The organism is Apilactobacillus kunkeei DSM 12361 = ATCC 700308 (genome assembly GCF_001281265.1).
GTDB classification, from domain to species: domain Bacteria; phylum Bacillota; class Bacilli; order Lactobacillales; family Lactobacillaceae; genus Apilactobacillus; species Apilactobacillus kunkeei.
This window is the reverse complement of sequence record NZ_JXDB01000009.1, coordinates 127,306-152,888: the sequence shown is the minus strand read 5'-3', so window position 1 is coordinate 152,888 and position 25,583 is coordinate 127,306. Positions and strand designations below refer to the sequence as shown.

General features: G+C 37.9%; 24 protein-coding genes and 1 riboswitch. Of the genes, 8 read left to right on the top strand and 16 right to left on the bottom strand.

The features are described from left to right. Positions 1-113: 113 nt before the first annotated feature. Together RZ79_RS05500 and RZ79_RS05495 are read left to right on the top strand one after the other, a co-directional pair. Positions 114-1,094 (top strand): asparaginase, encoded by a 981-nt coding sequence (locus RZ79_RS05500; protein ID WP_272946297.1) that lies wholly within the window; start codon positions 114-116, stop codon positions 1,092-1,094. A gap of 14 nt (positions 1,095-1,108) precedes the next feature. Continuing rightward, positions 1,109-2,269, top strand: a complete 1,161-nt coding sequence (locus RZ79_RS05495) for a hypothetical protein (protein WP_054450453.1) — start codon at positions 1,109-1,111, stop codon at positions 2,267-2,269. Positions 2,270-2,306: 37 nt separating this feature from the next. Here the strand turns inward: RZ79_RS05495 and RZ79_RS05490 are convergent, their stop codons facing one another. The 4 genes from RZ79_RS05490 to RZ79_RS05475 all read right to left on the bottom strand — a co-directional run bounded on the left by RZ79_RS05490 (position 2,307) and on the right by RZ79_RS05475 (position 5,179). Then, positions 2,307-2,489 (bottom strand): LBP_cg2779 family protein, encoded by a 183-nt coding sequence (locus RZ79_RS05490; RefSeq protein WP_054450452.1) that lies wholly within the window; start codon positions 2,487-2,489, stop codon positions 2,307-2,309. A 72-nt stretch (positions 2,490-2,561) separates the two neighbouring features. After that, positions 2,562-3,197, bottom strand: a complete 636-nt coding sequence (locus tag RZ79_RS05485; RefSeq protein ID WP_054450451.1) for an energy-coupling factor transporter transmembrane component T family protein — start codon at positions 3,195-3,197, stop codon at positions 2,562-2,564. Next, positions 3,197-4,609 (bottom strand): ATP-binding cassette domain-containing protein, encoded by a 1,413-nt coding sequence (locus tag RZ79_RS05480; RefSeq protein WP_054450449.1) that lies wholly within the window; start codon positions 4,607-4,609, stop codon positions 3,197-3,199. The genes RZ79_RS05485 and RZ79_RS05480 overlap by 1 nt, the downstream gene beginning before the upstream one ends. Before the next feature lie 15 nt (positions 4,610-4,624). After that, positions 4,625-5,179 carry an ECF transporter S component gene (locus tag RZ79_RS05475; RefSeq protein ID WP_054450447.1) on the bottom strand — a complete coding sequence of 185 codons (555 nt, stop codon included), beginning with the start codon at positions 5,177-5,179 and terminating at the stop codon, positions 4,625-4,627. Between the two features lie 78 nt (positions 5,180-5,257). After that, a riboswitch (TPP riboswitch) is annotated at positions 5,258-5,352 on the bottom strand. A 149-nt stretch (positions 5,353-5,501) separates the two neighbouring features. Between RZ79_RS05475 and RZ79_RS05470 the strand changes: the two genes are divergently transcribed. Together RZ79_RS05470 and RZ79_RS05465 are read left to right on the top strand one after the other, a co-directional pair. Beyond that, complete coding sequence (locus RZ79_RS05470; protein ID WP_054450444.1) at positions 5,502-6,512, top strand: D-alanyl-D-alanine carboxypeptidase family protein; 1,011 nt, start codon at positions 5,502-5,504, stop codon at positions 6,510-6,512. 88 nt (positions 6,513-6,600) lie between these two features. After that, the gene (locus RZ79_RS05465; protein WP_041153000.1) at positions 6,601-7,221 is read left to right on the top strand and encodes an LVIS_2131 family protein; all 621 of its coding nucleotides are present in this window, start codon (positions 6,601-6,603) and stop codon (positions 7,219-7,221) included. 34 nt (positions 7,222-7,255) lie between these two features. On the opposite strand, the gene RZ79_RS05460 is transcribed toward RZ79_RS05465, so the two are convergent. Beyond that, positions 7,256-8,656 (bottom strand): APC family permease, encoded by a 1,401-nt coding sequence (locus RZ79_RS05460; protein WP_054450442.1) that lies wholly within the window; start codon positions 8,654-8,656, stop codon positions 7,256-7,258. A 107-nt stretch (positions 8,657-8,763) separates the two neighbouring features. On the opposite strand from RZ79_RS05460, the gene RZ79_RS05455 reads away from it, so the two are divergent. After that, the gene (locus RZ79_RS05455) at positions 8,764-9,633 is read left to right on the top strand and encodes a LysR family transcriptional regulator (protein WP_054450440.1); all 870 of its coding nucleotides are present in this window, start codon (positions 8,764-8,766) and stop codon (positions 9,631-9,633) included. Between the two features lie 31 nt (positions 9,634-9,664). Here RZ79_RS05455 and RZ79_RS05450 read toward each other — a convergent pair whose 3' ends face one another. Further along, positions 9,665-11,521, bottom strand: coding sequence for an FAD/NAD(P)-binding protein (locus RZ79_RS05450; protein ID WP_054450438.1), 1,857 nt, complete (start codon positions 11,519-11,521; stop codon positions 9,665-9,667). Positions 11,522-11,643: 122 nt separating this feature from the next. Here RZ79_RS05450 and RZ79_RS05445 point away from each other — a divergent pair, with 122 nt between their 5' ends. Continuing rightward, positions 11,644-11,973 carry a hypothetical protein gene (locus RZ79_RS05445; RefSeq protein WP_054450426.1) on the top strand — a complete coding sequence of 110 codons (330 nt, stop codon included), beginning with the start codon at positions 11,644-11,646 and terminating at the stop codon, positions 11,971-11,973. A gap of 41 nt (positions 11,974-12,014) precedes the next feature. Here RZ79_RS05445 and RZ79_RS05440 read toward each other — a convergent pair whose 3' ends face one another. Then, complete coding sequence (locus RZ79_RS05440; RefSeq protein WP_054450424.1) at positions 12,015-12,524, bottom strand: YbhB/YbcL family Raf kinase inhibitor-like protein; 510 nt, start codon at positions 12,522-12,524, stop codon at positions 12,015-12,017. A gap of 11 nt (positions 12,525-12,535) precedes the next feature. Next, positions 12,536-12,997 carry a hypothetical protein gene (locus RZ79_RS05435; RefSeq protein ID WP_054450422.1) on the bottom strand — a complete coding sequence of 154 codons (462 nt, stop codon included), beginning with the start codon at positions 12,995-12,997 and terminating at the stop codon, positions 12,536-12,538. Positions 12,998-13,129: 132 nt separating this feature from the next. On the opposite strand from RZ79_RS05435, the gene RZ79_RS05430 reads away from it, so the two are divergent. Then, positions 13,130-13,993 (top strand): NAD(P)-dependent oxidoreductase, encoded by an 864-nt coding sequence (locus RZ79_RS05430; protein WP_054450420.1) that lies wholly within the window; start codon positions 13,130-13,132, stop codon positions 13,991-13,993. A gap of 38 nt (positions 13,994-14,031) precedes the next feature. On the opposite strand, the gene RZ79_RS05425 is transcribed toward RZ79_RS05430, so the two are convergent. The 5 genes from RZ79_RS05425 to RZ79_RS05405 all read right to left on the bottom strand — a co-directional run bounded on the left by RZ79_RS05425 (position 14,032) and on the right by RZ79_RS05405 (position 19,241). Continuing rightward, complete coding sequence (locus RZ79_RS05425; protein ID WP_054450418.1) at positions 14,032-14,802, bottom strand: ABC transporter ATP-binding protein; 771 nt, start codon at positions 14,800-14,802, stop codon at positions 14,032-14,034. Then, entirely contained in the window at positions 14,795-15,691 is an 897-nt protein-coding gene (locus RZ79_RS05420) for an ABC transporter permease (protein ID WP_053795734.1), read from the bottom strand. The genes RZ79_RS05425 and RZ79_RS05420 overlap by 8 nt, the downstream gene beginning before the upstream one ends. Then, positions 15,688-16,683: a tryptophan ABC transporter substrate-binding protein gene (gene trpX / locus RZ79_RS05415; RefSeq protein ID WP_034531438.1), complete on the bottom strand. Its 996-nt coding sequence runs from the start codon at positions 16,681-16,683 to the stop codon at positions 15,688-15,690. Before trpX ends, RZ79_RS05420 begins: the two co-directional genes overlap by 4 nt. A 376-nt stretch (positions 16,684-17,059) precedes the next feature. Continuing rightward, positions 17,060-18,700, bottom strand: coding sequence for an APC family permease (locus RZ79_RS05410; protein ID WP_034535204.1), 1,641 nt, complete (start codon positions 18,698-18,700; stop codon positions 17,060-17,062). Between the two features lie 166 nt (positions 18,701-18,866). Beyond that, entirely contained in the window at positions 18,867-19,241 is a 375-nt protein-coding gene (locus RZ79_RS05405) for a VOC family protein (RefSeq protein ID WP_054450416.1), read from the bottom strand. 197 nt (positions 19,242-19,438) lie between these two features. Here RZ79_RS05405 and RZ79_RS05400 point away from each other — a divergent pair, with 197 nt between their 5' ends. Then, positions 19,439-20,992, top strand: a complete 1,554-nt coding sequence (locus RZ79_RS05400) for an ABC-F family ATP-binding cassette domain-containing protein (RefSeq protein WP_034531619.1) — start codon at positions 19,439-19,441, stop codon at positions 20,990-20,992. A gap of 287 nt (positions 20,993-21,279) precedes the next feature. Here the strand turns inward: RZ79_RS05400 and RZ79_RS05395 are convergent, their stop codons facing one another. From RZ79_RS05395 to RZ79_RS05385, 3 genes are all read right to left on the bottom strand, one after another. Next, positions 21,280-22,089: a hypothetical protein gene (locus tag RZ79_RS05395; RefSeq protein ID WP_034531443.1), complete on the bottom strand. Its 810-nt coding sequence runs from the start codon at positions 22,087-22,089 to the stop codon at positions 21,280-21,282. 118 nt (positions 22,090-22,207) lie between these two features. Then, positions 22,208-23,119 (bottom strand): proline iminopeptidase-family hydrolase, encoded by a 912-nt coding sequence (locus tag RZ79_RS05390; protein ID WP_054450415.1) that lies wholly within the window; start codon positions 23,117-23,119, stop codon positions 22,208-22,210. Between the two features lie 36 nt (positions 23,120-23,155). Beyond that, positions 23,156-25,576, bottom strand: a complete 2,421-nt coding sequence (locus RZ79_RS05385; protein WP_054450413.1) for a Xaa-Pro dipeptidyl-peptidase — start codon at positions 25,574-25,576, stop codon at positions 23,156-23,158. Between the last annotated feature and the right edge of the window lie 7 nt (positions 25,577-25,583).

Below are 25,583 nucleotides of genomic sequence, written 5' to 3'. Positions count from 1 at the left end.
CAATATTAGACGAATTTCTAAAAAAAAGCAATCCTTATAATGAATATAATTGTTCACTTTCACAAATATAATGTACAATGGAAAGTACTATTTGATAGAAACGAGGGGGGATAATCTTGAAGCATATTTTAGCAATTCACACCGGTGGAACTATTTCAATGTCTCAAGACGAAAGCGGGGAAGTTGTTCAAAACGAACAAAATCCAATCGCCAATCAACAAGATAATTTATTAAACCAAGGAATCGATATTACTAATGAGGAGATTTTTAACTTACCATCTCCACATATGACCCCTGATAGAATGCTTGAAATCGCTAATCGAATTAAGGAAGCAAGAAAGCAAGGATACGATGGTGTCGTAGTTACCCACGGTACCGATACCCTAGAAGAAACTGCGTATTTCTTGGACTTAACTTTGGCCAACGATTTTCCAGTCGTCGTAACTGGGGCCATGCGTTCATCAAACGAAATTGGTTCAGATGGTCTATACAATCTATTGAACGCTGCAGCAACCGCTGCTAGCCCACAAGCTAAGAACAAGGGTGTCTTGGTGGCAATGAACGATGAAATTCACACTGCCAGATACGTTACTAAGACCCACACTACAAATGTGGCGACTTTTAGAACACCAACCTTTGGTCCGATCGGAATTATTTCCAAACATGAACCAACATTTTACCAAGAACTAATCCAAAGTGAAGTCGTCAACATCGATTCACTAGTGGACCACGTTTATCTAATCAAGGCTTTTGCCGGTATGGACGGAACCTTGTTTGACGCTTTAGATAATGATCAAACTAACGGTCTAGTAATCGAAGGACTAGGTGCTGGTAACCTACCTCCTGAAACATTAGATTCAGTAAAACGTTTAGTCGACAGAAACATACCAGTCATTTTAGTTTCCAGATGTCTAAGTGGGGTTGCCCAAGATATCTACGCCTACGAAGGTGGAGGAATCCAACTGGAAGAAATGGGCTTAGAATTCTGTCACGGCCTAAACGGACAAAAAGCACGTATTAAATTAATCATTGCGTTAAGTGCGCACAAATCTGGCGAAGAGTTAGCTAGATTTATGAGTAACGCGATATCATAGAGTGAGGGATGTTTATGAACTCTATCATTGCAGATTTAAATGCAGCAATGAGCAAGAAACAACTGGTGAATATCTATCTAAATACTGGCGATATTTTCTATACCGGCTATATTGAAACTTACAACGATGACGAGGTTATCATTGCCACATACGAATCAAGCGGTCTAGCCGATGGATACGTCGCAATGAAGACTGCCATCATCGAGAGCGTGGAGCGTCAAAGTGAAGACCTAGACAGCATTAAAGAAAAGATGCTAATCGCCAAAGATGAAGGATTAATGGAATCCAAACCCAGCGAACTTCATTTTGATACTAACAATAACTTGTTCCCACAAATTTTAATTCAAGCATACTTAAACCAAGAGGTTATCCTAATTCACGACAATGATGCGGAACGTTTCTACACAGGGATGGTTAAGAAAATCAACAATGATTCCTTTAAGTTCCTCCGCATTAACAAGTTTGACTTCATGCAAAATGAATTAGTAACCATGGGCTTTAATCAAAGCATGATTATTGAATTTCAGGGTCGTGAACTTAGCGTCATGAGTAAGGTGATGGATAAGGTTAAAGAAAATAACATTGCTAAGACAGCTGAATCAATCAACAACATTATTGATTTGTTGAACGACTCATTTCATCATCACAATCTAGTCGAAGTCCGTTGTAGATACAATGACCACTTCTTCTATGTTGGTGAGGTCATCATGTTAAACGACAGTGGAGCCATCCTAAAGGTGGTCGACATGTCTGGTCAATTTGGTGGCTATGTCTTCATTCGAATGAATGGCATCCAACGAGTCACCGTTGGCAACGACTACCTTGAATTGGTTCAACTAATGAAGGACCAAAACATCGCTGACAATAATGCTTCACAACCGGTATTAAACGATTCACGTGAATTCGACAGTACTGAGGATAATTTAAATGCTATCTTGACTCAATCGATGAATAAGCACCAATTGATCAGATTACAATTGAAGTCTGGCAGTAACTTCTTGGGTTACCCGGAAAAGATTGGACCTGAATCAATGAAGTTCAGCCTATTGGATGAAACAGTTAACTTCTTCATATATGGTCAAAAGATTCCTTTAAATGACATTGTTGAAGTTGGTTTTGAATACATCTATGCTTATCTAGATGAACAACGCCTAAGAAGAAAAGGCGATATGTAATAAAAAAAGGAACCCGATTTTTCGGGTTCTTTTTTGCTTAGCCTAATTTTTGTTTGATTATATTTACTTCATCCTTATTTGGAGATCTACGCATGCTCTTAATGTCATGCAACTCTTCTACACTAAAATGTAGGTTATAAGCCAATAATGTATCTGGGATATCATTATTTTTCTGATAAGTAACAATTTCTTCAGCAATCTTATTCAATTTACGATTCATAAGAACCCTCCTAACAAAATCCATCCGACAATTACATTATAACTTATTTTAGTATAAGTAGAAAAATAAAGTCTAAAAAATTAGGATAATTTGGATAGCAATAAGTACGACTATCAAAATTAGGTAGTCAGTGGTTTTAATTGTTATTTTTTTAAAATGGGTTCTGCTACTTCCTTCAACAAATAAATGCGAATTCATTCCTTGGGCTAGTAGGGTGGACCAGTTCATCGCAGCCAGGATTGACTTGAAGTAAAGGGTAGGTGAAACATACGATAAGTGTACGTTTCTCATTTTAGCAGCTAACTTGATATCAATAATTTCTTGTTTGATAGTTTCAATCAAGTTAAAGGCTCCCATGACTCCGTAGGCAAACTTGCTGGGTACGCGAAAGTTTTGTTCTAGACTTCCAGCCAAATCCTCGATGGATGTTCTACAAGTGTAGGTTCCACCAAGGGTGACAAACGCATATAGACGTGTCACCAATAAGATACCATATTGATAATTACCATTAATCTTTTGAGCGAAATAAATTCCGATCGCAGGAATTAATGTAACAAATAATAAGTATATAATTCGCTTGAAAGAAGCGAAAAAGATTAGATAAATTAGACTAACGATAAAAATAACTAGATTTAGTCTAACTGATGTTGTAAATGAGATTTCCAGTGCAATCACTAACATCATCAGTAGTTTTAATACGGGATTCATTAAAAGGCCTCCTGATAAGATAGTTTGTGATTATCAAAGGCTAAATGGTAATCAATTAAGTTTTCTAGACCATGTGTTTGATGAGATATAAGTAATTGAGTTTGACCATTTTGTTTTGCTTGATTCAATAAATCAACAACCACGGCAATATATTCAATGTTGATACCATTAAAAGGTTCGTCTAAAAGAAGAAGTGAGTGTCCCATCATAACCATGCTTAGGATTTGTAGTCGTTTTTTTTGGCCATCACTTAAAGAGTAAATGACACGATCGGACAACTCGTCTAGACCAAGACGGTGAGTGAATTCTGTGATTTGTTTGTCGTTAAACCAGTTGTTGAATGCATTCTTCTTGGATAGTTCTAATTCGTCTTCAACAGTGATTTTAATGAATTGCTTGGTTGATTCTTGGAAAATCATTCCAACGTTTTGTAAGTATTTATTTAAACGGATTTTGCGAATTGATTTGCGGTTAAAATTAATTTCACCATCAAAATCGTGCTGTTTGATAAATGTTTTGAACAAACTTGATTTACCACATCCGTTTGGACCGGTAATTAAGGTTGTCTTTGCTCTAATTAAGTCTAAATCTAAATGATTTATTAAATTCATGTCATAGTTGGCAATTGATAAATCTGAACAGTTAATTATGGGTTCTCCAACAACTTCGCTTGTTAGTGGACGATTTGTGGAGTCGTTAAATTGATTGAATAATTTAAAAACTGCCGCATCATCTAACGGTTTAAACGTTGTGTCGTCTTCATCAAAACCAATTAACTGATCGATTTGATTTTCGTATCCCATAAGATCGTGATCGATACCGATGACAATCTTGCCTGATTCTTTTAGCTGGCTCAATAGACTAATTAGTTCCAGACGAGATTTGATATCGACATTAGCGAATGGTTCGTCCAATAGAATCACAGGAGCGTTAATTGCTACGATAATACTTAGCGCAACTTTTTGCTTTTCTCCACCGGAAAGAGCCTTGAAATCACGTTTTCTTAAATCATTAGTATGAGTAAAAGAAAGAGCATCTTCAATAATTTGATTCATTTTATCAGGTTGAATCTGAAGATTTTCAAGTGTGAATATGAATTCGTCTTCCACGGTAGTCATACAGAATTGTTGCATTGGATCTTGAAACATCATGGAAATAGTCTGACGTAATTGCCATTCTGAAAATTCTGAGATGTTTTGATTATTAAAATTGATAACGCCGTTGATTGTACCGTCGTTGTATTGTGGATAAAATCCTGCGATTGTCTTCAAAAGCGTTGATTTACCAGATCCAGAAGGACTGTATATCAACGACATTTGATTAGATTCGAAGTCCAGGCTAACCCTTTTAAAAGTCGGCTTCGAAGTACCAGTGTATTGGTATGTCAAATTGTTAATCGATAAGTTATTCAAAAAATGACACTCCTATTATTTGATAACGTGACTCTTTTCCAACATGTTGGCGATAAGTTTGGATAACACACCACCAAAGATGAAAATAGAAATGAATCTGACAATAAACATAATGATAAGTAGGTGAATAGCATAAGCATTGTAACCATTCTTGAACCAGTCATAGATAAATGTAATAACAGTAGTTGAGATGGTAGTGGCAATTAAACCTAACCAATCAAAGTGTTTGTATTTAGTGGCAACGAAACCTAATTCAGTTGCAATACCTTGTTCGATACCAGTGACAACTGTTTCAACTCCCCATTGTCCACCTAAGAACATTTCAACGATGGCACCAATCACTTCAGCTAAGAATGGAGCACCAGGACGTTTGAAAATAAAACCAGCAAGTGGGGCTGCCATTATCCAAAGTCCAAGTAGTAGATCGTTAGCAAGAGGTGCTAGACCATAAGGAGTAAGTGCAAGACTTACTGCGTTGTATAAGAATCCTGTGGCAAAAAAGATAATTCCACAGATAATTGAGATTAATGTAAGTAAAATGATGTTTCTAAGTGACCATGTGTTTTTCATAGTTTCCTCCAGAAAAAAAGGACCCCAAACAATATGTGTTCGGAGTCCAATTTATTTTTATAAATTAGTAAAGCATTAAAAATAAAAGGGTTGTTTTCCTTCGCAGGGATTATCCTGAATCAGGTACTATGGGTATGAATCTCAGCCGAATGCCGGCACCCCAAACATTAATTATCAATTTAAATCAACTATACTATTTATTAAAATTAAATGCAATACTTATATTTTTATTAATAATTTTAAAGCGCTAGATACCTTGTCGTAACAACGATTTCGTGGTAACTTTAGATAGTGAAATTATGATAAATGGAAGTAAAAATGAATGAAAAAATCAGTGAAAAGACTAACAATAATATTCGTCGCGGCGATTGGATTAGGGGCATACGAACAATTTAATAATCCATTCTCATTTATTCGCCAAGAATACACCAAAATAACAAACTCAAAACAAGGTTATCAACCTGACTACCAACAAGATTCACAAACCTATAAGACCGACTTAATTAAGGTGTCACAGGACAAAGTAAAGAACGCGAGTGCTGCTGTGGCACTAGACTCTACCAAGAATAAGGTAATTTATTCACAAAACGGAGACAAGAAGATTAAGGTCGCATCATTAGCTAAACTAATGACCTTATATCTAGCGATTCAAAAGGCCGAAAAGACCAACGGCTGGAATCAAGTAGTCGACACCAGTAACAAGGGACTAAAGAAACTAGGTGACGACGTTGAACTAGGTGGCTTTAAGTTCAAGGATGGCCACAAGTACACCGTTAGTGATTTATATAAGGCCGCTTTAGTTCAATCATCCAACAATGCGGCAATCGCGTTGGGTCAATGGGTAGCAGGTTCTAATGTTAAGTTCGTCAAGATGATGAACGAACAAGCCAAGGCATGGCATTTAGACGCTACCTTTGTGTCATCATCAGGACTAGAAAATAGTGACTTAGCTAAGTTTGGTTACGCTCAAGTCGGTGGCAAAGACGATGCCAACATGATCTCAGCCAAGAGTATCGCAATCATTGCCGATCACGTCCTATCAATTTATCCAAAGGCAATTGATGATGCCAAACAAGTATATGAAAAAGTTGATGGTCAAACATTATTTAATGAAAATAGTTTACTACCTGGTAGACCATTCTACGATGAAAGTTTGCACGTTGATGGATTAAAAACGGGATATACTGTTGCCGCTGGATTATGTCTAGTTGCGACAGCTCAACAACCAGGAAAAGATCGAGTGATTACAGTTGTTGTTAATGATTATGCTGAATTTTCTGACACTGCAAAGTTAATAAAACTAGTGAATAATCACGATTCATCATTGAAATAATAATAGTTAGCATAAGAATTTTGTATTTTTATTAAAATAGTGTAAAATGGTAAGGTATCTTTGATTACTAGTATAAAGGAGAAGATTTATGGAATCGGCCTGGAATATAGTTGGCCTACTTCTTTGGATAATTTTGTTTATTTATGCAATTTTTATTATTCATAACATCGGGGTAAGAAGAAGTAGGCTAATCATAAATGGGCACTACGACTTTTCATTAACTCACCATTTAAAGACGATTGCACAAATCGTCGTGTTATTTGCTGGGATTGGATTTATGTCTTTTGAGACATTCTATCCAAACATTAATGGATCAAATGTTGTCACTTCTCGTGACTTCAAACCATTAATTTTGGATACCAATGGGAACAGCTCTTACTATGTGAAGGTCAAAAGTGGGAATAATTCATCTTTGAATCAGTCTTACTCATATTTGGTTAATGGACAGCGTTTATCAGTATCAAGCTCAGCATCAAGTGTGCTAGTTGGTACTAATAGCGAAATTAATGTTCAAAAGTCAGCGGTTAGATGGAATGATAATGAAGCTAAGATGCTAGACAGAAAATACCAAAGAGCGTGGGTTGCCGACGTAACCGTTACGTATAAAGACAGTTTTTGGAATGGAATCGGATTACATGCAAGACGTCAGTTCAAGAGTTATACTCTAATCCGTATTCCGGATAATTCATTTATTTATAACGAAAAATAAAAAGCCACTGGATTTAATCCAGGGCTTTTTTCGTTTATTCTTGTTTTTGTAGTTTAGAATGATGAACACCGTAAACAAAGTAGAAGATAAAGCCAATCACAATCCAGATACCAACTGAAATCTTGGTAACATCTGGAAGCATGATGATGAAGAAGATGCTGAATACACCAGCTACGATTGGTAGGAATGGATACCATGGCATCTTAAATCCTGTGTTTTTAATATCTTTTCTACGACGAAGTTTGATTATACCAAATGAAATAAATGCAAATGCAATCAATGTTCCAGCATTAATTAGTGATGCAAGTTGAGTCAATGGAACCAAACCAGCAAAAATTGCTTGAACAATTGTTGCAATGATAATTGCATTTTTGGGTACAGAATGCTTGGAATGAACTCGACCGATGAACTTTGGTAGTAGACCGTCTCGACCAAGTGCGTATACAAGACGTGAACCACCGATAAACATGGTTACCATAGCGGTAAATATTCCGAACAAAGCACCGATAGTAATTAATTTATTGAATGCTGATAGATGAATAATTTGAAGTGCATAAGCTGCTGGATCATCCACGTTTAGTTCTTTGTAATTAACAATTCCAGTAAGTACCATTGAAAAGGCAACATATAAAACTACCGCAAATACAACTGTTCCAATGATTCCTTTAATAACGTTTTTACCAGGATCAATTGTTTCAGCAGAGTTAGATGCTAGTGCGTCAAATCCAATAAAGGCAAAGAATACAGTTGCAGCTGCAGTGAAGATACCACCCATACCGAATGGAGTTGAGTGGAATTGTGCAGGGTAGAAAGGAACATAGTTACTTGTCTTAATGTAGAAAGCACCTATAATAATGAAGATAATGATGATTGCGACTTTCACAATCACAGCAAAGTTTTCAACTCGTTTAGACATTTCAGAACCCATTAGAAGAATACCTGCAATGATTACAACAATCAATACAGCTGAAATATTAATTACTCCACCTTCCATGGGACTAGCTTGCAATGCTGTAGGTAAATGAATTCCGATAGCATCTAAAATATTGTTATTGAAGTAAGCCGCAAAACCTGTTGCTTCTGCAGATACTGCTAGGAAGTATTCAAGGATTAAGGCCCATCCTAAAATCCAACCAACAATCTCACCATAGACAACGGAACCAAATGAATAAGCTGATCCAGCAATTGGCATCGCAGACGAGAATTCAGCATAAGCCATACCAACTAATCCGGAAACGATAGCTGCCATTAAAAAGGCAATTGCGACGGCAGGTCCAGCATGACTAGCTGCTTCATGACCGGGAAGGATAAAAATCCCGGTACCAATAACGGCACCGATACCCAGACCGATTAAGTCCTTGGTGGTTAAGGTCTTGGATAATCGTGAATCGGCCTCTAAATAATTGCTAACCGATTCTTTTTTAAATATTTGCATAGATATCAACACCTTTTCTTGTTTATTTGTACTATTAACTATATAATGAGTACCAACATAAGTAAAATTAATAAATTCAATATTTACATAAGAAAAGATGATATAAGATGAATCGATTTATTGTACTAGAAGCAGTATTAAGGAATAAGAGTTTCACCAAAGCTGCTGAGCAACTGGGGTATACCCAATCTTCCGTAAGTCAAATGATGTCCAATCTGGAAAAAGAATTCAATATGCACATCCTAAAGCGTTCCAGATCAGGAGTCGAATTGACACCTGATGGTGAAAAACTTTATCCACACATCAGACAAGCACTTCGTCAATATCGTGGATTAATCGACACCGCTAACGCTATTAATGGTCTTCAATCAGGAACGGTCAGAATTGGGGCAATTACCAGTGTTAGTTGTTACTGGTTGCCAGACCTCTTCAAAGAGTTTAAGGCGCTTTATCCACAGATTAATTTCGTTTTAAACCAGGGTGACTATGGAACCATCATCGATTGGTTGAAAACCGACCAAATTGATTTTGCCATCATGACTGCTGAATACGGAGAAGGTTTTAATAAGACGATTGTCCACAACACCAACATGAATGCATTCATTCCCGTTGACCATCCATACGCCAACGCCGATGTTGTGCCAATTGAAGCACTTGCCGATGATCCATTCATCCTAGTTGAGGGTGGTGGATACAGTGAACCACTTGAAGCATTTAAACGTTCAGGTGTGACACCAAACGTTCGCTACAAGATTCAAGATGACTACACAATCATGGCGATGGTCGAAGCAGGACTAGGGGTAAGTATCCTATCCGAACTTGTTTACCGTCGCACTGATTTCAATATCGTAAGTAAGCCGGTAGAACCAAACGTAACGAGACCGGTCGCAATTGTGTATAAGAGTAAGGACGAACTACCAATAGCAAGTCAGCATTTTGCAAAGTTTATTATCGACAGAAAAGAAGAACTCAAATAAAAAAAGCCATTCGAAAAGAATGGCTTTTTAGTTACATGTATATGGTTGGGTTTTCAACAGGTATGTCTAATAACCCTTTTGCGATATCGTCCCCGGCACGTAAGATTGAATCATTTACACCTGGACGAGGAATGGCTGAGGTAACGAAGTATAAACCTTCGGTATTTAATCCCCATGTGTATAAGTTTGGTTGGCCGACCACTTGATCAGTCTTAATATCGATATCCACAGATGAGTTCTCCACAATTTCACCATCAGATAAAGTGATTGGGAGCGGCTTGATTAACCCTTTTTCCATCATGCTGGTGATAACCGGGTTTGCAGAAACCTTGGTAACAGGAGCATTGGTACGTGCTTCAATCAAAGCATCACCATGGATGATTTCTTCACCGTAGAATGCTGAACGAGTAATAAACTTGTGGTTGGCACCGATTACTTGCATTTGAGGGCCGATAATCTTAACGATACCTGCATCCATCAATGCTAAGATTTCCTGGCTTCGAACCGCTGGAGCACCTTGGGATAGGAATTTCATGTCAGAAGAGAAACGACCTAGGTACTTATGCACCAAATCGTCGTTTGTGAATAAGTGATTGGATAACACGTAACGAATGTTGTCACGAAGATCACGTAGCATTTCTAGTGAACCGATGACAGGACCGGTCTTAGAGCCTAGAAGTGCATCGTCGATCATTTCTTTTAACCAAGTTTTGATGTGTTCTTGATAGTTATCCAATGTTGATATCTTTACACCGGCTACCGGGTTTAAAATCTTATCCCAATCAAAGACTTCTTCAGTTGGTAGATGGTAACTACCGATTAAAGCGTTGTGGTTATTAGTTTCTCTGAACTTCTTTTGGAAGTCTTCAACATCGATTTCTGGATGTTTTAGACTGAATAAGAAGCTGTAGTAACGATATTCGATGTCTAATCTTAATAACATGTGGAAAACTTCAAAGGAAATGTGACCATCTTTTAGATGTTTATCCACATTTTCGTTGGTTAAAAAGACAGCTGGATAGTTTTCGTTGAATGCCTTTTGACTAATTGCCTTAGGATAGTAAGGCACCCCACGTCTTGAACCAGCGTAGATAGTAGGTTCATCACCTGATGCGTGGTAGGTTAAAGTGTTGTCACCGTTGTCGGTAAAGTATCCACCACGGCCTTCGGTTAGACGGGATACGAAGTCATTAAAACTAAGACCCATTCCACGGATAATCACATTTTGATCACTGGTAATTGTTGATAAGTCTGCTTCATCAGCTTCACCAGGTAAAATGTAGGTTAGCCCACAGTTCTTAGCGTATTTTTGAAGTGATTCTTGGTCTTTGGTTAACTTGTTTTCTTGTTGACCTAGACTGAATACTAGCTTATCAACAGGGTAATCCACATCACCCACAGATACGACGAAAGAATCACCCTTGACCTTTTCGACGTTGTCCACATTTTGGTTGAAGTGAACAGCCAAGTTGATGCTGTCATTGTCCTTAATTTTCTCAACTAATTGTTGGAAGAACCATTGACAGTAAGCACCGCAAATGGCACGAGGGACATAACTTCTGTCGTTAATCTTATCAACAGCTGTTAGTAACTCATCTTTGTTATCAACATCTAGATTGTTGATAAACTTCTTTGAGATATTTGATTGGCACCATTGCGCAACACTTAGTGCATCTTTTTGGCCATCATCAAATAATGAAAGTTCATTCGCAGGGGTATTCATAATTAGACTGATTGGTTGTTTGACTTTCCAGACACGGCCACCTGCAACGGCACGGTCGAAAAGATGAATTGTTAAATTGTCATGATCAGATGATTCAAAGTTCTGAATCAAATTGTTAAGCATTAACAGACCACGAGGGCCTGCACCGATAATTCCGATTTTCATTTCGAACACTCCTTTATAATAAGATAATAACATGATTGAAAAAGTGATTTCATTTTTAACGCATTATTTTCTAAAAATGAATATGGATTATGATAAAATAGCAGTTAAGGATGGTGTTAATAATGAGTGAATTAATTCCAGAAAACATGGACGAAGTAAAATTAAAGATGGCTCGTATGCTAATCGATGGACACAAGGTAACCGAAGAAGAAGTAATCTTCCAAGCGGTTGCTGATCTATTCCAAGATTATCTTGAAGAAGCTGAAGAAGGTCACTACGACACTTCTAAGCTTGCTGATGATGGAGTAACATTTACAGTTACCGGTATTAGCGGTCGTCAAATTGCTGAATTTAAATCAAATGGAGAAAGTTTTATTGAGGACTTCAAAAAGGACGCATTAGATTTGTGTTTTAGACTAGAAGATGAAGCTCAACGAATTGCTCGACTATAATATAAAAATAAAAAGACGTTGCCAAATTGGCAACGTATTTTTTAGTTTTCAACAGGTAAATCAACTTTTACTTGTTCGATAATATGACCATCGATGTTATGAATTAGTTCGTTGTACCAGAAACCATCCTTGAAGTTTAGCTTTTGGTCTAACGCATAAACTGTCAATGTGTAATCATGAACACCACTTGGTGGTTTAGGCCCCATGTATTTGTGACTGATAGGTTGATCACCTAGCTTATAGATGTGACCAGCCGAACTATTATTACCTTGAATCCAATGTAATGGATTTTTTTGACTCGCGTTTTCAGGAACAATTACGTCCTTACCATCTAGACCAGCGACTAACCAATGAATCCATTCAAAACCACATACTGGAATTGAATCTAAATCAGTTAGTGCAAAGGCAATTTCTTTTGCATCAGCAGGAACATCTTCAATGGAGAAAGGAAATGAAACGATTGGAAAATCGTTTTGCTTAAATTCCTCAGCTGCATGACGGGTGTACTTGTCTGGTAGACGGTTGTTATCTAGTTTAACGTTTACTTTCAAGAATAATCCTCCTATCTAACAAATTTTAAGATGTAATAACCTTGCGAATCGGCTGAAACGGTGTATGTTTGGTAACCTTCTTGGATCCACTGATTTTGTGTTGCCTTCGCGTAGTTTTGCGCATCAGCAACAGAACTAAAGATGTGAGTACCATCAAACATTGTTTTCTTCTTTGATTGGTTTGATGAATTACTCTTATTTTGGTTATTCTTACTTTGTTCGGATGTATTTGATTCATCTGAACTTGAACTACTTTGATTACTTGATTGAGTCATCTTAGTGGTTTGATTGTCATGGTTGCTAGTGAAGTAGGTAACGGCTTTTACCCCGCCTAAGATTAATGCAGCCACAACGACGATAAAGATAATAATTGGCCAAATGTGGTTTGAATTTGACTGATTATTTTCGGAGTTCATAAATGTATCATCGAAAGTATATTTACGAATACGGTTGTCATTGTCACCATTATTCATAATAATAATCCTCCATTCGGAAAAAAGATTTACATATCTATTATAACAAATATTGGACCTGATAGGAATTAAGCTAAATGTTTGAAGATATCGATAAATAGCCTTAGTGTTTTAATCAAGGAGGGATGAAACATGACAATTGGATTTATTGGGACCGGTGTAATGGGTTCCTCAATGATTAATAATTTATTGAAGTCAGGATATGAGGTAAACGTATTTAACCGTACTAAGGCCCACGCACAAAGCGTAATTGATAACGGTGCTAAGTGGGTGGATACACCTGAACAAATTGCTCAATCTTCAGATGTTGTGATTACAATTGCTGGTTTCCCTGATGACGTAAAAGAAATTTACTTTGGTGATAACGGATTATTCAAGGGTGCTAATTCAGACACCATCTTGATTGATTCCACCACTTCAACACCAAAATTAGACGAAGAAATCTTTGAAGAAGGACAAAAGAATGGTATCGAAACATTGGATGCACCAGTATCCGGTGGTGACGTCGGTGCCAAGAAGGGTACCTTAACCATCATGGTTGGTGGTAAGCAAGATACCTTTGATAAGGTCAAACCAATTCTAGATACCTTGGGCAGCCAAGTAAAACTATTTGGTGGTCCTGGTAAGGGCCAACATACTAAGATGGCAAACCAAATCATGATTGCCGGTACTATGACTGGAATGGTCGAAATGTACGAATACGGTAAAGCTGCCGGTTTGGACTTAGCTTCCATGATGGACACTGTTTCAAGTGGTAGTGCTGACAACTGGAGTCTAGATAACTATGGCCCACGTGTATTGAAGGGTGACTTTAAGCCAGGCTTTTCAGCTAAGCACTTCTTAAAGGACTTACGAATTGCCTTACAAGGTGCCGAAGAAATGCACATTAATTTACCAGCTACCAAATTAGCTAAACAACTATACGACAAGATGGTTAACGATTATCAATTAGGTAATGACGGAACCCAAGGACTTGTCAAAATATACGAAAAATAAGTTAAAAAAAGGAAGACATCGTTTGATGCCTTCCTTTTTTATTGAATATCGTTGAAGAATGTAAGTAGTTCTTCTTTAGTTAGCTTTTTCTTGTCTTCACCTGAGATGTCGTATGAAATCTTTCCTTGGTGGAGTACCAATAGACGGTTTCCATATTTCAATGCATCTTCTAAGTGGTGGGTAATCATAAGACAGGTTAGATTTTGTTCCTTGATGGTTTCATCAGTGATGTCCATTAGGTTTTGGGATGTCTTAGGATCCAATGCAGCGGTATGTTCATCTAGTAGTAAGATGCCGGGTTTTTTGATGGTTGCCATTAAAAAACTCAATGCTTGGCGTTGACCACCAGATAGACTACCGGTGGCGGTGTTTAAACGATGATCTAAGTTGTTGTTCATCTTAGCGGTGATGTTTTTGAAACGTTTCATTTCACCCTTTAGCTTCCTAGGTACCAGGTGATGGTGACCACCGCGTTTTTCAGCAAGCAATAGGTTTTCAGCCACTGTCATACGAGGAGCAGTTCCTAGCTTAGGGTCTTGGAAGACACGGCTTAAAAATGATGTGCGTTTAACAACTGACATGTTAGTGATGTCTTTATCCTTGTAGATAACTTGACCAGAAGTAGGGCGAAGGTTGCCACCAATGGTGTTGAATAATGTTGATTTACCAGCACCATTGGAACCTAGAATGGTGATGAAGTCGCCTTCATGAATGTCTAGGTCAACGTGATCTAAGATGTTTAATTCTTCTGGAGTATCTTCGTTAACAGTCTTTACGACGTCTTTTAATTGAAAGATTGTCTTAGTCATTTTTTAGCCCCCTTTTCAAGACATGTTTTAGATGGAAACGACTTTCGAATGCGGGAAGACCCATGAAAATCGCAAGTAGGATTGATGAGATTAAGTTCAAGTCGTTGGCGTTGAAACCAAGTTGTAGAACTAGTAGTAATACTAGACGGTATAAAATACTGCCGACAATTACGGCAACTAGACGTTGGTTCATGGTTAAATCACCGAAGATAACTTCACCAATGATGATTGATGCTAGGGCAACAACGATGATACCGATACCCATGTTAACGTCGGAGTAACCGTTGTTTTGGGCAACTAAAGCACCACCTAGGGCGATTAGTCCGTTAGATACACTCACACCCATGATTTTCATGTTATCGGTGTTGATACCTAATGATTCGGCCATGTTTTCGTTATCACCGGTGGCGATGAAGGCTTGACCTAAATCAGTTTGTAGGAAGTAAATAAGAATTAAAGTTACGACGGTGATGACTACGAAACCAACGAAGACACCATCGAAGTAAGGTGGTAATGATTGTAGGAACTTACCGCTTAGTAAGGTAGGTAGACCTAATAGTGATTGGTTAGGCTTACCCATGATGCGAAGATCGATTGAGTATGAGGCAGTCATAACTAAGATTCCGGCAAGTAGTACAGGAATCTTGGCTTTAGTGTATAAAAGACCGGTAACAAGACCAGCGACACATCCAACCAAGAAGGCTAGGATGGTAGCTAAAACTGGATTGACACCATGAGCAATTGCTGTAACAGCAGTTGCAGCACCCATTGGGAAAGTTCCTTCAACGGTCATATCAGGGAAGTCTAGAATTCTAAATGTTAGGTAAAGACCAATTCCGATTACTGACCATAATAGTCCTTGTCCGATTGCTGAAATAATTAAACTCATTTGTAAATCACTCCGTTTCTTTTGGCTTCCTTAAGTAGGTAGTCAGGAATCTTGATACCAAGTTTCTTGGCTTGGCCTAAGTTGATTGCTAGATCACCATGGCTTAGTTTTTCGATTGGCATATCAGCTGGGTTAGCACCCTTTAGGACACGAGCGGCCATCTTACCAGTTTGAACACCTAGCTTGTATTGGTTCAAACCAATGGTAGCTAATGCACCTTGCTTAACAACAGTTGAAGCAGTAGGGAAGACTGGCACGTTTTTGGTGTTAGCAACGTTTACTAATGTCTGGATTGCTGAAGCAACGGTGTTGTCGTTTGGTACGTAGACGGCATCAACGTTTTGCACCATTTGAGTAGCAACTTGGTTTAAATCGTTAGTGTTTGAAATTGAGTATCCCTTAACGTTAACGTGTTCCTTCTTGCATAGTTCAACGAATTGATGATATTGAGATGTAGCTGAGTCATCGCTTGATGTGTAAATTACCCCTAGAGTATGTAGATTAGGCATAATTTCTTTGATTAGCTTTAATTCTTCCTTCATTGGAGGAAAATCTGAAACACCGGTAACTTGACGACCTGGGTGTTCATTTGAATCAACTAAACCAGCTGACTTAGGATCAGTAATCGCACCTAGAATAAGCGGGGCGTTTTTAACTGTGTTAGCTAGTACTTGCGCTGATGGGGTGGTGATACCGATTGACATGTCGACGTTTTCGGTTGCAAACTTAGAACTCATTGTCTTTAAGTTTCCTTGGTCACCTTCTGCGTTTTGAAAATCAATATTGATGTTTTTACCTGGAATGTAACCAGATTCCTTCAATCCATCGATAATTCCTTTATGGATAGCGTCTAGTGCGGGATGTTCTGTAAGTTGTAAAATCCCAACAGTAGGGGTGTGATCACGGCTGATCTTGTGTGGTTGTTTTTCTTGGTAAAAACCAAAACCTAGTAAGACGACTAGGACAAAAATGACTGTATAAAGTCTTTTCATAACTCATTCTCCTTTTGGCATAAAGCTTAAAATGGTACATAAATGCAATAAAAAAACGGATAACCCAAGACACTACAGGTTACCCGTTCTTTTTGCCTGTGGTGTTTGAATCATATCCGCACAGGCTTATTTATTCGTGAGAAAGAAGCCGGTACAGATGCGCTTAATGATTGCATCATAAGTCGCATCTATACTAGTAATGCGACCTATAGGCACCAGCTTTGCCAACGAGAACTTAGATTTTTTGATAAAATATTCTTCATTGGTTCTTTCTCCTCTCATTTAAGTTAAGTTCATTTTAAGTTTAAGAATTATAATTGTCAAGAAATAAAATACCGGACAAATAAAAAAGAACACCAAATGGTGTTCTTATGCTTTATTTGTCTTCTTTATTTTCGTCAGTTGGTTCATCTTCATATGCGTCTAGATTGATTTGGTCATTGACCACTTTAGCATTATGAAGATCAGTACTTACCATTGAACTGGAAATTCCCCATCTGTAGAAAGCTAGGGAAACAATAATAATCACAACGAAGTCCAATGGATATGGAATCCAGTTTTGACCACCGAATGGTGCTGAACCTACGTATGACATTACTGAGATGAAGATTAGGTAACCAATCATCCAGAAACTTCCAGCGAATTGGTTCTTTGTCTTCTTCCAGTCAGTTTTCCATTCAAAGTAGAAGTAGAATGGAAGACCTAATAGAATAACTACGATAACCTTGACGGTTGTTGGCCACATTGCCCAGTATGCAGCTAAACTAGCTAACACGAAAGCTAATGGTGCCATGAATTGTAGCATTCTCATACGAATTGGACGTTTGAAATTAGGTGCCATTTTTCTCAATGATGTTACTGTAACTGGACCAGTTAAGTAAGCAATCAATGTTGAAGTAGAAATAACACTTGCTAGAGTGCCCCAACTTCTAAATAGAGCAACTAGTAGAACAGAAATGATCATGTTAACAACCATCGCAATTCTTGGAACACCCCAACGTTCATTGATTTTACCTAAGAACTTAGGCATGTGTTCATTTTGAACCATAGCGGCTAATGTACGACTTGTTTGAGCAACAAATGAAACACCAGTACCGAATGGTGAAATGAAAGCGTCAAAGTATAGCAATACGGCAAGCCAATGTAGACCTAACATAATTGCTAAGTCGGCGAATGGTGATTCGAAGTTGATACCATGCCAACCTACCTTGGCAAGTACTGATGGTTCTACGGCACTAATAAATGTAAATTGTAGGGCAACATAGATAACAATACTAATAGCCAATGAAATGGTAATACCTAAAGCGATATTACGTTTAGGGTTCTTAATTTCTTTTCCCATGTTAATAACAACTTGGAATGCATTGTATGAGAAAATAATTCCTGAAGCTGTTGTAGCTGAGAAAATAGCAGCGCTACCATAAGGCATGAAGCCTTGTGATGCGAAGTTTCCACCATGGAATCCAGATAGGATTAACATGATGATAGTAAGTAGCGGAATTCCTAGTTTAAAGATTGAAATAAAACTAGTGAATTTAGCTAGTAAATTAACAGACCAATAATTTAATAGCGTGAAGACTAATATGAAAAGAAAAACGACAAATAAACCTAGATTAGAAATTTCTCCATTAACGATAAAACCGTGAGTCCAATGAGCCCATTTCCATGGCCATGAACCCATATATTGGGTAGCGGCAACGGCTTCAATTGGAATCAAGGTTACTAATGATACCCAGTTAGACCAGGCAGCAATAAAACCTAATAGAGACCCGTGAGTGTATTGAGCATACTTACTCATACCACCACTTTCGGGGAACATTGAACCTAGTTCGATGTAGTTAAAGGCGATAGCACCAATAACAATAGCACCGATTACCCATGAGATGATAGCGGCTGGACCAGCAACACGGGAAGCTTCCCATGAACCGAATAACCAACCTGAACCAATAATGGAACTAAGTCCCAACATTACAATTTGAAATAAACCTACTTTTCTTGATTTCTTATTTTTTTTCATAAAACTCCTTTCATGGTCTTTGAGTATACTAACAAAAATCCATGTCCATGTAAAATGTTTAAAGACCTACCATGACACAGTTTTTGCTGCTTATTGGGCATAATAATAACGTTTGTTAGCACTTAAAATTAATTAAAAAAAGTGTGATATTGATTATAATTCTTAATTAATATTCACAAATTTCAATTACATTTTTTTCTGGATCATTTATGAAAAGTGAATTCATTGGTCCATTTGAACCATGAACTTTTTTTGGGCCGTCGATGATGGTAACGCCATAGTTGGCTAAATGGGCACTTAAGTCCGTTAATGAGTCCTTCACAATGATGCAGAATTTAGATGAACCCGGCGTAGGATTTTCCGGGACATTATCGTCACTGTCATTTTGAAGGAAGATTAGTTTTTGCTTGCCAAGTTGGAATTCAAGTCTGTCATTAGTGAATTCAATGATTGGTAAATCTAAAACTTCATGGTAAAAACGCATGCAAAGCTTTAGATCATTGGCAAAGATTGTAATATGGTCAATATCTTTGACCTTCATTATGATCATTCCTTTTTTAAATTTTTACACATTCAATTATACCATTATCGATGGCTTTGCAACGATTTAATATTGCTTGAACCGCCGAAAAATTGACGTTTGTCCCTAAAATGTGTTAATTTTGTAATTATATATAAGTACGGAATAGAAAAAAGGAGAAAAAGACTGTGGCTTTATTAGATGTTAAAGATATCAGTATGGGTTTTGCCGACAAAAAGCTATACGATGAAGCAAGTTTTACCCTTAATAAGGGTGAACATATGGGAATTGTTGGACAAAACGGGGTAGGAAAATCTACTTTGATTAAGATTATTACCGGAGTGGAATTGCCAATCTCAGGTTCAGTGAAGTGGCAAAACAATGTTAGCGTTGGGTACTTGGACCAATACGCTGATATTCCAGAAGGAATGACATTGATTGATTTTCTGCACACTGCTTATCAAGACCTATACGATAAATCAAAGCATATGCAAGAATTGTATGAACAATATGCAGAAAACTTTGATGACAAGTTATTGGAACAAGCGGGAAGAATTCAAGAAGAACTAGAAGCAAAACGCTTCTATGATATTGAGACCGAAATTGAACGAGTAATCACTGGTTTAGGTCTAGATGATGTCAAACGTGATCAACAAATCACTAACATGTCAGGTGGACAACGCTCAAAGATTATCCTAGCTAAGTTAATTCTAGAAAATCCAGACGTTATCTTACTTGATGAACCTACTAACTACCTAGACGTTGCTCATATTGCGTGGTTGGAAGACTACATCAATGGTTTTGACGGTGCCGTAATGGTAATTTCCCATGATTACGACTTCTTGGAAAACGTTACTAACTGTATCGTAAACATCGCCTTTGGTAAAATTACCAAGTACCGTGGTGACTTCAAGTCAGCCATGCGTCAAAAGGCTGAACGTGAAATGGTTCAACAAAGGGAATACGATAAGCAACAAGTGGAAATTGAAAAGGCCAAAGCCTTCATTAGAAAGAATAAGGCTGGTTCAAAATCAACAATGGCTAAATCAAGAGAAAAGATGCTATCACATATGGAATTGGTTGATCCACCTTCGACTAACATCCATGCATCATTTAACTTCCCATACGAAGACACTGGTTCGCAAAATGCGTTGGTTGTCGACGAATTATCAGTTGGTTATGACAAACCATTACTAAAACCAGTTAGCTTCTCAGTTAATACTGATGAAAAGGTTGGTTTCCAAGGATTTAACGGTGTTGGTAAGTCAACTCTAATCAAGTCTATTCTAGGAATCCTAGAACCAAAGGGTGGGAAGGCAACATTCTCACCATCAGCTAAGGTTAGTTACTTTAGCCAAGATTTGGTATGGAGCAACAACAATGAAACTCCAATGCAAATCATTCAAAACAAGTTCCCTAAGTTGGAGCAAAAAGAAATCAGAACAAAACTTGCTAAGTGTGGTTTGGATTCAGCAAATGCTTCCAAGCCAATCGGCGAATTATCTGGGGGAGAACAAACCAAGGTTAAACTAGCGATGTTGGAATTTACTCCATCTAACTTCTTAATCATGGACGAACCTACTAACCACTTGGATGACGAAACCAAGGAATCACTAAAACACGCGATTAATAACTTCCCAGGAAATGCAATCATCGTATCTCACGAAACTAGTTTCTATAATGGACTAGTGGACAAGGTCTTAGATGTTGAAAAACTAAGTCTGAGGGATGCCGACGAAATTGCCAAAGCACAAGGACAAGTAAATAACTAATTACAATAAGGAGGCGGACAACATCTATAATAGTCGAAAAGTGTGGCTAATCATCGCAGATATTATGATGTTGATTTGGGCGCTTATATGTATTGAATGGTTAACCGTCAAAATTATTTTCATCGCCTTAGTATTATTCTTCGGCGGTCGCAATTTATACATTGACGATGGCCAATTGATCGATACGAGATACAGTGTCATAACAGCTGCCTGTTTTTCTTTATTTATTTTAATTAGTTTGTTTTAAACCAAAAAAAGGACCTACCAGAATATGGTAGGTCCTTTTTTTACATAAAGTTACTTGGTTCGTCAGCGTAGTCATTCATAAAGTTTTTAGCATCACTGTATGAGGCAAACTGACTGATGATGGTGATATCTTCTTTGTGTTGTCGGTCGTTTCGATAGTTGACCTGTTTAACCAAGAAGTATTCCTTAATATCATCTAGTGCCTGTGATTCATTGTTTCTTACATATATTTGGAGGTAAACGTGTTGGTTGGAGAATTCCAATTCACGTTTTGATAGCTTAATGTACCCCTTAGAATTCAATTGATTTTGACGGGGATGCTTTTCCGCAAGAGCATTATCGCTGTTACAGAAGTAAACTAAGAACCAGTAAATATTCAAGAAGAACATGAATAGGGCAAAACAGTTTCTAAACAGTGTTTGCCAGAAGTCTGATCCAGCCGCATATGATCTGGCTTCAACGATAAATTTAAAGTCAATTAGACTTTCTAGATTAGTAGCAAGCAAACAAACAGTAAAGACGATAATCCAGACATATTTGTATAGCTTGATTAGTTGGCGCCAGAAGTTGTGATGCAGGTTATCTAGATAGCGATGGTGCATCGAAGCTTCTGATACTAAGAATAATCCGCACAATAGAATGAAACAGATTAATGGAATTTTGTAACTCGTAATTAAGTAGAAAATACTTAATAGGAAGTTATTCATTGAATTAGTTAGAAAAGACGGTACTCGGTATCCAAAGATTTCAAGGACAACAAGGATAATTGCGCCTTCTCTGAATAGGTTGATGAATCGTTCAACGCTGTTACTGTTGGTTCGATTCAACACAATATTATAGACGTTTTGCATTTTGATGAACTCCTTTAATTCAGTAAAGATAGTTATACCACGAAAACATTAAAAATAATATAAAAAAAGACCTAGTAGGTCTTTTTTTCTTTCAGAACTTCAAAGTTTCAGAGAGTTCTTACTTATTAAATGTATCGTTTTCCACTTCACGAATAAAAGTAGCTAAATGATCGTAGTAAACGGGGGCGTTATCAATCATATGATGATGACCAGCATTAGGAGTTGATACAAACTTAGCGTTTGGAATCATCTTAGCCATACGTTTACCAGTTTCAACAGGCATTGATTCATGTTCACCGAAGGTAACTAGGGTAGGCACATGGTTTTCTGATAAATGATCAGTGTTATGCCATTCACCTAATTTACCAGTAATAACGAATTCGTTGTCACCTTGGAACTTGTTGTAAATATCAGTATTGGATACGCCGATTAAGTGTTCCAACTTAGATGGTTGTTTACGGTCGATGTAACCCTTGTTTAGTTGGTCAACATCGTTTTGGTAACGTTCGTTGTCGTAGTCGTTTTCAGCTTCACACTTCTTCATGAATGCTAATTCATCTGGAGCAAACTCCTTTTCACGAATTTCATCTAAGTGCTTAGTGTAATCGTCGATGTCATCGACCATTGATGAGATGATGGCACCCTTTAGGTGATCTCCATATTTTTGTGCGTATAGTTGAACTAACACACCACCCCAAGATTGACCGATTAAGTAGAAGTCATCTAGACCTAATTTTTGTCTAACTTCTTCAACTTCGTCAACGTAGTAGTCGTAAGTTAAAATCTTGTCAGCAATCTTAGAATCTGAAAAATCAGGGGTATCGGAATACCATGAACCTAATTGATCGTAGTAGGTAACAGCAACATCTAGGCCTTGTTTCTTTAATTGGTCAGCTGAATCTTCCCAGTATTCGTGGGTTCCACCAGGGCCACCGTGTAAAGCAAGTAAGTTAATCTTACCTTCACCAGAAGTATGTGTCCATAAATGATAGCCATTATCTAAAGTGATAATTTTTGTTTGTTGTTTCATGACAATCCCTCGTTTCAATTTAAATTACTATTAATCTTAGTCCTTGTTGAAGGGTAGTTCAACAGCTGAGTCTGATAAATCAAGAGTGTACTTAACATCTTGGTTACCACGAATAGACTTGTCGAAGTCGGTTGCATAGATGACAACAGCCAGTTGGTGTCCAGTCTTAACCTTGTAAACGTTTGGTTGTAAATCAAAGTTAACTTCGTAGAATTCTTCAGCTTTTAGATCACTTACTTGGTAATCGTTGTTTCTGTTTTGCATGTTGATGTGACCTTCAGCAATCTTCTTGAATGGAGTCTTCTTACTACTCATCTTGAATTCGCGAAGGCTATCTTCACGCCATAGGTAGCCTAATTGAATCTTAGCGTGGTCAACAGATTCTGGTTGAGCGTTTAATCTGAAGTCTTCACCCAAATCGATTAGTTGGGCACTCAACATACCGAAGTCTTTAGATGATGATGCAGTCAAGTGGATGTGAGCTTTACCGTTGATAGTGACATCCTTTAGAAGTTTGTCGAATGTAAAGATGACACGGTTGTCGTTGATAGGAGCATCGCTTCCACCAATTACCAAGTCGTTTTCCCACTTGTTGACGTCATTGCAGTATGTTTCAAAGTCCTTTTCGTCTAGTGAGTCTGAGAAACTAACCTTGTCGTCAGTAACTTCAGAATCATCTGATGGTTTAGCTAATTCGAAACGTTTTAGGCTTTCATCTTCGTCGAATTCATCGATTTCATACCAGTTTTGGTCGGTAGCATTGTCTTGAACCAAGATATTAGGGATTAGATTGTCGGCGTCGTTTTCAACGTCCATCAACTTGTTGGTGAACCAAAGGTTGACCATGTCGGTGAAATCAAGTGATTGGAATGCGTTGATGTAGATGTGTTGACCTTGGTGTAAAATCATCTTCTTTGAGATATTTAATGGGTCAACGGCATGCCAGATGTTAGCGACATTAATTGGCTTGACGTTTTCGTCGTTTAAACCGTGAATAAAGAACATGTCGGCCTTAATCTTCTTAGCGTCGTTTAGATAGTTACGCTTGTCCCAAAAGGCATTGTAATCACCAGATTCTCGATCTTGTTCGTTAGTGATGTTGGTTAATTGGATTTCCCATTTCTTTTCGTTCTTGATGTCCTCGGCAGCTGACTTCTTACGACTATAAGTTTCGGCAGCTAACACATCGGCATCTTCACCTTGGAAACCACCAGGAGCCATAACTAATCCGTTTTCACGGTAGTAGTCATACCAATTAGAAATTGCGGCTTCAACTAGGCAGGCCTTTAATCCGGCAACACCAGTTGTAGCAGCGGCAATTTGTAATGTTCCTAGATATGAACGACCAGACATTGCGACGTTTCCGTTTGACCAGTAGGCTTCGATTTGGTTGTTGTCGGTACGGTTGGTAAAGGCAACACGGTTTCCGGCAAGCCATTCGATAACGGCAGTTGCTGAGATGGTTTCATACTTGTCACCAGTGGTTCTAAAGCCATCTGATTCGTAAGTTCCGATTCCAGCGGAGTAGACAACGGCGTATCCGCGAGCCAAGAAGTAATCGTTTAGAGTGTATGATTGTTCACGGCTAAATGTTTGTTCAGCCTTTCTAGTCTTACCTTCAATGTTACGTGCAGCAGGTAGTTCTGGGTCTTTTTCCTTCTTGCTGATGTCTGATAGGGACACAGTGTTAGGTTGTTTGTGATTAAGACCTCGGTTAACGTTGTGGGTTAACTTTTCACCGTCGGTATCGTTGGTGCCTTGATTGTAAGGACTAGCAGTAAAGATGACAGGAACGGCATTCTTGTTGCTTTCCTTTGGACGAATGATTTCAGTCTTTAATAGGTCTAAATTGCCGTCATTATCGGTATCCATCGGAGATTCAACGTAAACAACTTCACGAATTAAGTTGTTAGTGTCGTAGACCGGCATGCTCTTACCATTGAAGATAAGCGGTTTGTCGAATTTATTGTAGTTTTGTGCGAAGTAACCTTCACCGGCTAGGTAATCGATTAAAGTCACACCGTATTTAGTGTGGGTATTCAATAGAAGATACCATGCACAAATCACATCGTATAGGTTCATTGGATCATGAACGTCGGCGATTGGTAGGTTTAGAGTTTGCATCTTAGTGATGGAGTTATCGATTAAAAAGTCTTCACCGACTGTGAACTGTAGAAGTTGTAACGCAATGTTGTAAAACGCAATCTTGGATAGTGGGGCGTTTTTGTCTAGGTAGGTTAGTGCGTCATCTTCGAAACTAGCCATGATTTGTGAGATTTTTTGTCCTCGAATGGCTAAACTTTGTGAATCTAAAAAGTAAGTCATCAAGAAGTGTTTTAATAATGCTGATGGGTTGTCAATTTTATCAGTTTCTTCGTCTAAGAAATGAATAGCGCGTAATTCATTCTTAGCAACTTTTAAATTGTAATCAGCAATTGCATATTGATGATTTTTCATAATTATT

Excerpts from the sequence above, each read along its gene's own strand:
- RZ79_RS05495 (WP_054450453.1), top strand. The coding sequence starts at position 1,109 with ATGAACTCTATCATTGCAGATTTAAATGCAGCAATGAGCAAGAAACAA.
- RZ79_RS05490 (WP_054450452.1), bottom strand. The coding sequence starts at position 2,489 with ATGAATCGTAAATTGAATAAGATTGCTGAAGAAATTGTTACTTATCAG.
- RZ79_RS05485 (WP_054450451.1), bottom strand. The coding sequence starts at position 3,197 with ATGAATCCCGTATTAAAACTACTGATGATGTTAGTGATTGCACTGGAA.
- RZ79_RS05475 (WP_054450447.1), bottom strand. The coding sequence starts at position 5,179 with ATGAAAAACACATGGTCACTTAGAAACATCATTTTACTTACATTAATC.
- RZ79_RS05470 (WP_054450444.1), top strand. The coding sequence starts at position 5,502 with ATGAAAAAATCAGTGAAAAGACTAACAATAATATTCGTCGCGGCGATT.
- RZ79_RS05465 (WP_041153000.1), top strand. The coding sequence starts at position 6,601 with ATGGAATCGGCCTGGAATATAGTTGGCCTACTTCTTTGGATAATTTTG.
- RZ79_RS05460 (WP_054450442.1), bottom strand. The coding sequence starts at position 8,656 with ATGCAAATATTTAAAAAAGAATCGGTTAGCAATTATTTAGAGGCCGAT.
- RZ79_RS05455 (WP_054450440.1), top strand. The coding sequence starts at position 8,764 with ATGAATCGATTTATTGTACTAGAAGCAGTATTAAGGAATAAGAGTTTC.
- RZ79_RS05450 (WP_054450438.1), bottom strand. The coding sequence starts at position 11,521 with ATGAAAATCGGAATTATCGGTGCAGGCCCTCGTGGTCTGTTAATGCTT.
- RZ79_RS05445 (WP_054450426.1), top strand. The coding sequence starts at position 11,644 with ATGAGTGAATTAATTCCAGAAAACATGGACGAAGTAAAATTAAAGATG.
- RZ79_RS05435 (WP_054450422.1), bottom strand. The coding sequence starts at position 12,997 with ATGAATAATGGTGACAATGACAACCGTATTCGTAAATATACTTTCGAT.
- RZ79_RS05430 (WP_054450420.1), top strand. The coding sequence starts at position 13,130 with ATGACAATTGGATTTATTGGGACCGGTGTAATGGGTTCCTCAATGATT.
- RZ79_RS05425 (WP_054450418.1), bottom strand. The coding sequence starts at position 14,802 with ATGACTAAGACAATCTTTCAATTAAAAGACGTCGTAAAGACTGTTAAC.
- RZ79_RS05420 (WP_053795734.1), bottom strand. The coding sequence starts at position 15,691 with ATGAGTTTAATTATTTCAGCAATCGGACAAGGACTATTATGGTCAGTA.
- trpX (WP_034531438.1), bottom strand. The coding sequence starts at position 16,683 with ATGAAAAGACTTTATACAGTCATTTTTGTCCTAGTCGTCTTACTAGGT.
- RZ79_RS05410 (WP_034535204.1), bottom strand. The coding sequence starts at position 18,700 with ATGAAAAAAAATAAGAAATCAAGAAAAGTAGGTTTATTTCAAATTGTA.
- RZ79_RS05405 (WP_054450416.1), bottom strand. The coding sequence starts at position 19,241 with ATGAAGGTCAAAGATATTGACCATATTACAATCTTTGCCAATGATCTA.
- RZ79_RS05400 (WP_034531619.1), top strand. The coding sequence starts at position 19,439 with ATGGGTTTTGCCGACAAAAAGCTATACGATGAAGCAAGTTTTACCCTT.
- RZ79_RS05395 (WP_034531443.1), bottom strand. The coding sequence starts at position 22,089 with ATGCAAAACGTCTATAATATTGTGTTGAATCGAACCAACAGTAACAGC.
- RZ79_RS05390 (WP_054450415.1), bottom strand. The coding sequence starts at position 23,119 with ATGAAACAACAAACAAAAATTATCACTTTAGATAATGGCTATCATTTA.
- RZ79_RS05385 (WP_054450413.1), bottom strand. The coding sequence starts at position 25,576 with ATGAAAAATCATCAATATGCAATTGCTGATTACAATTTAAAAGTTGCT.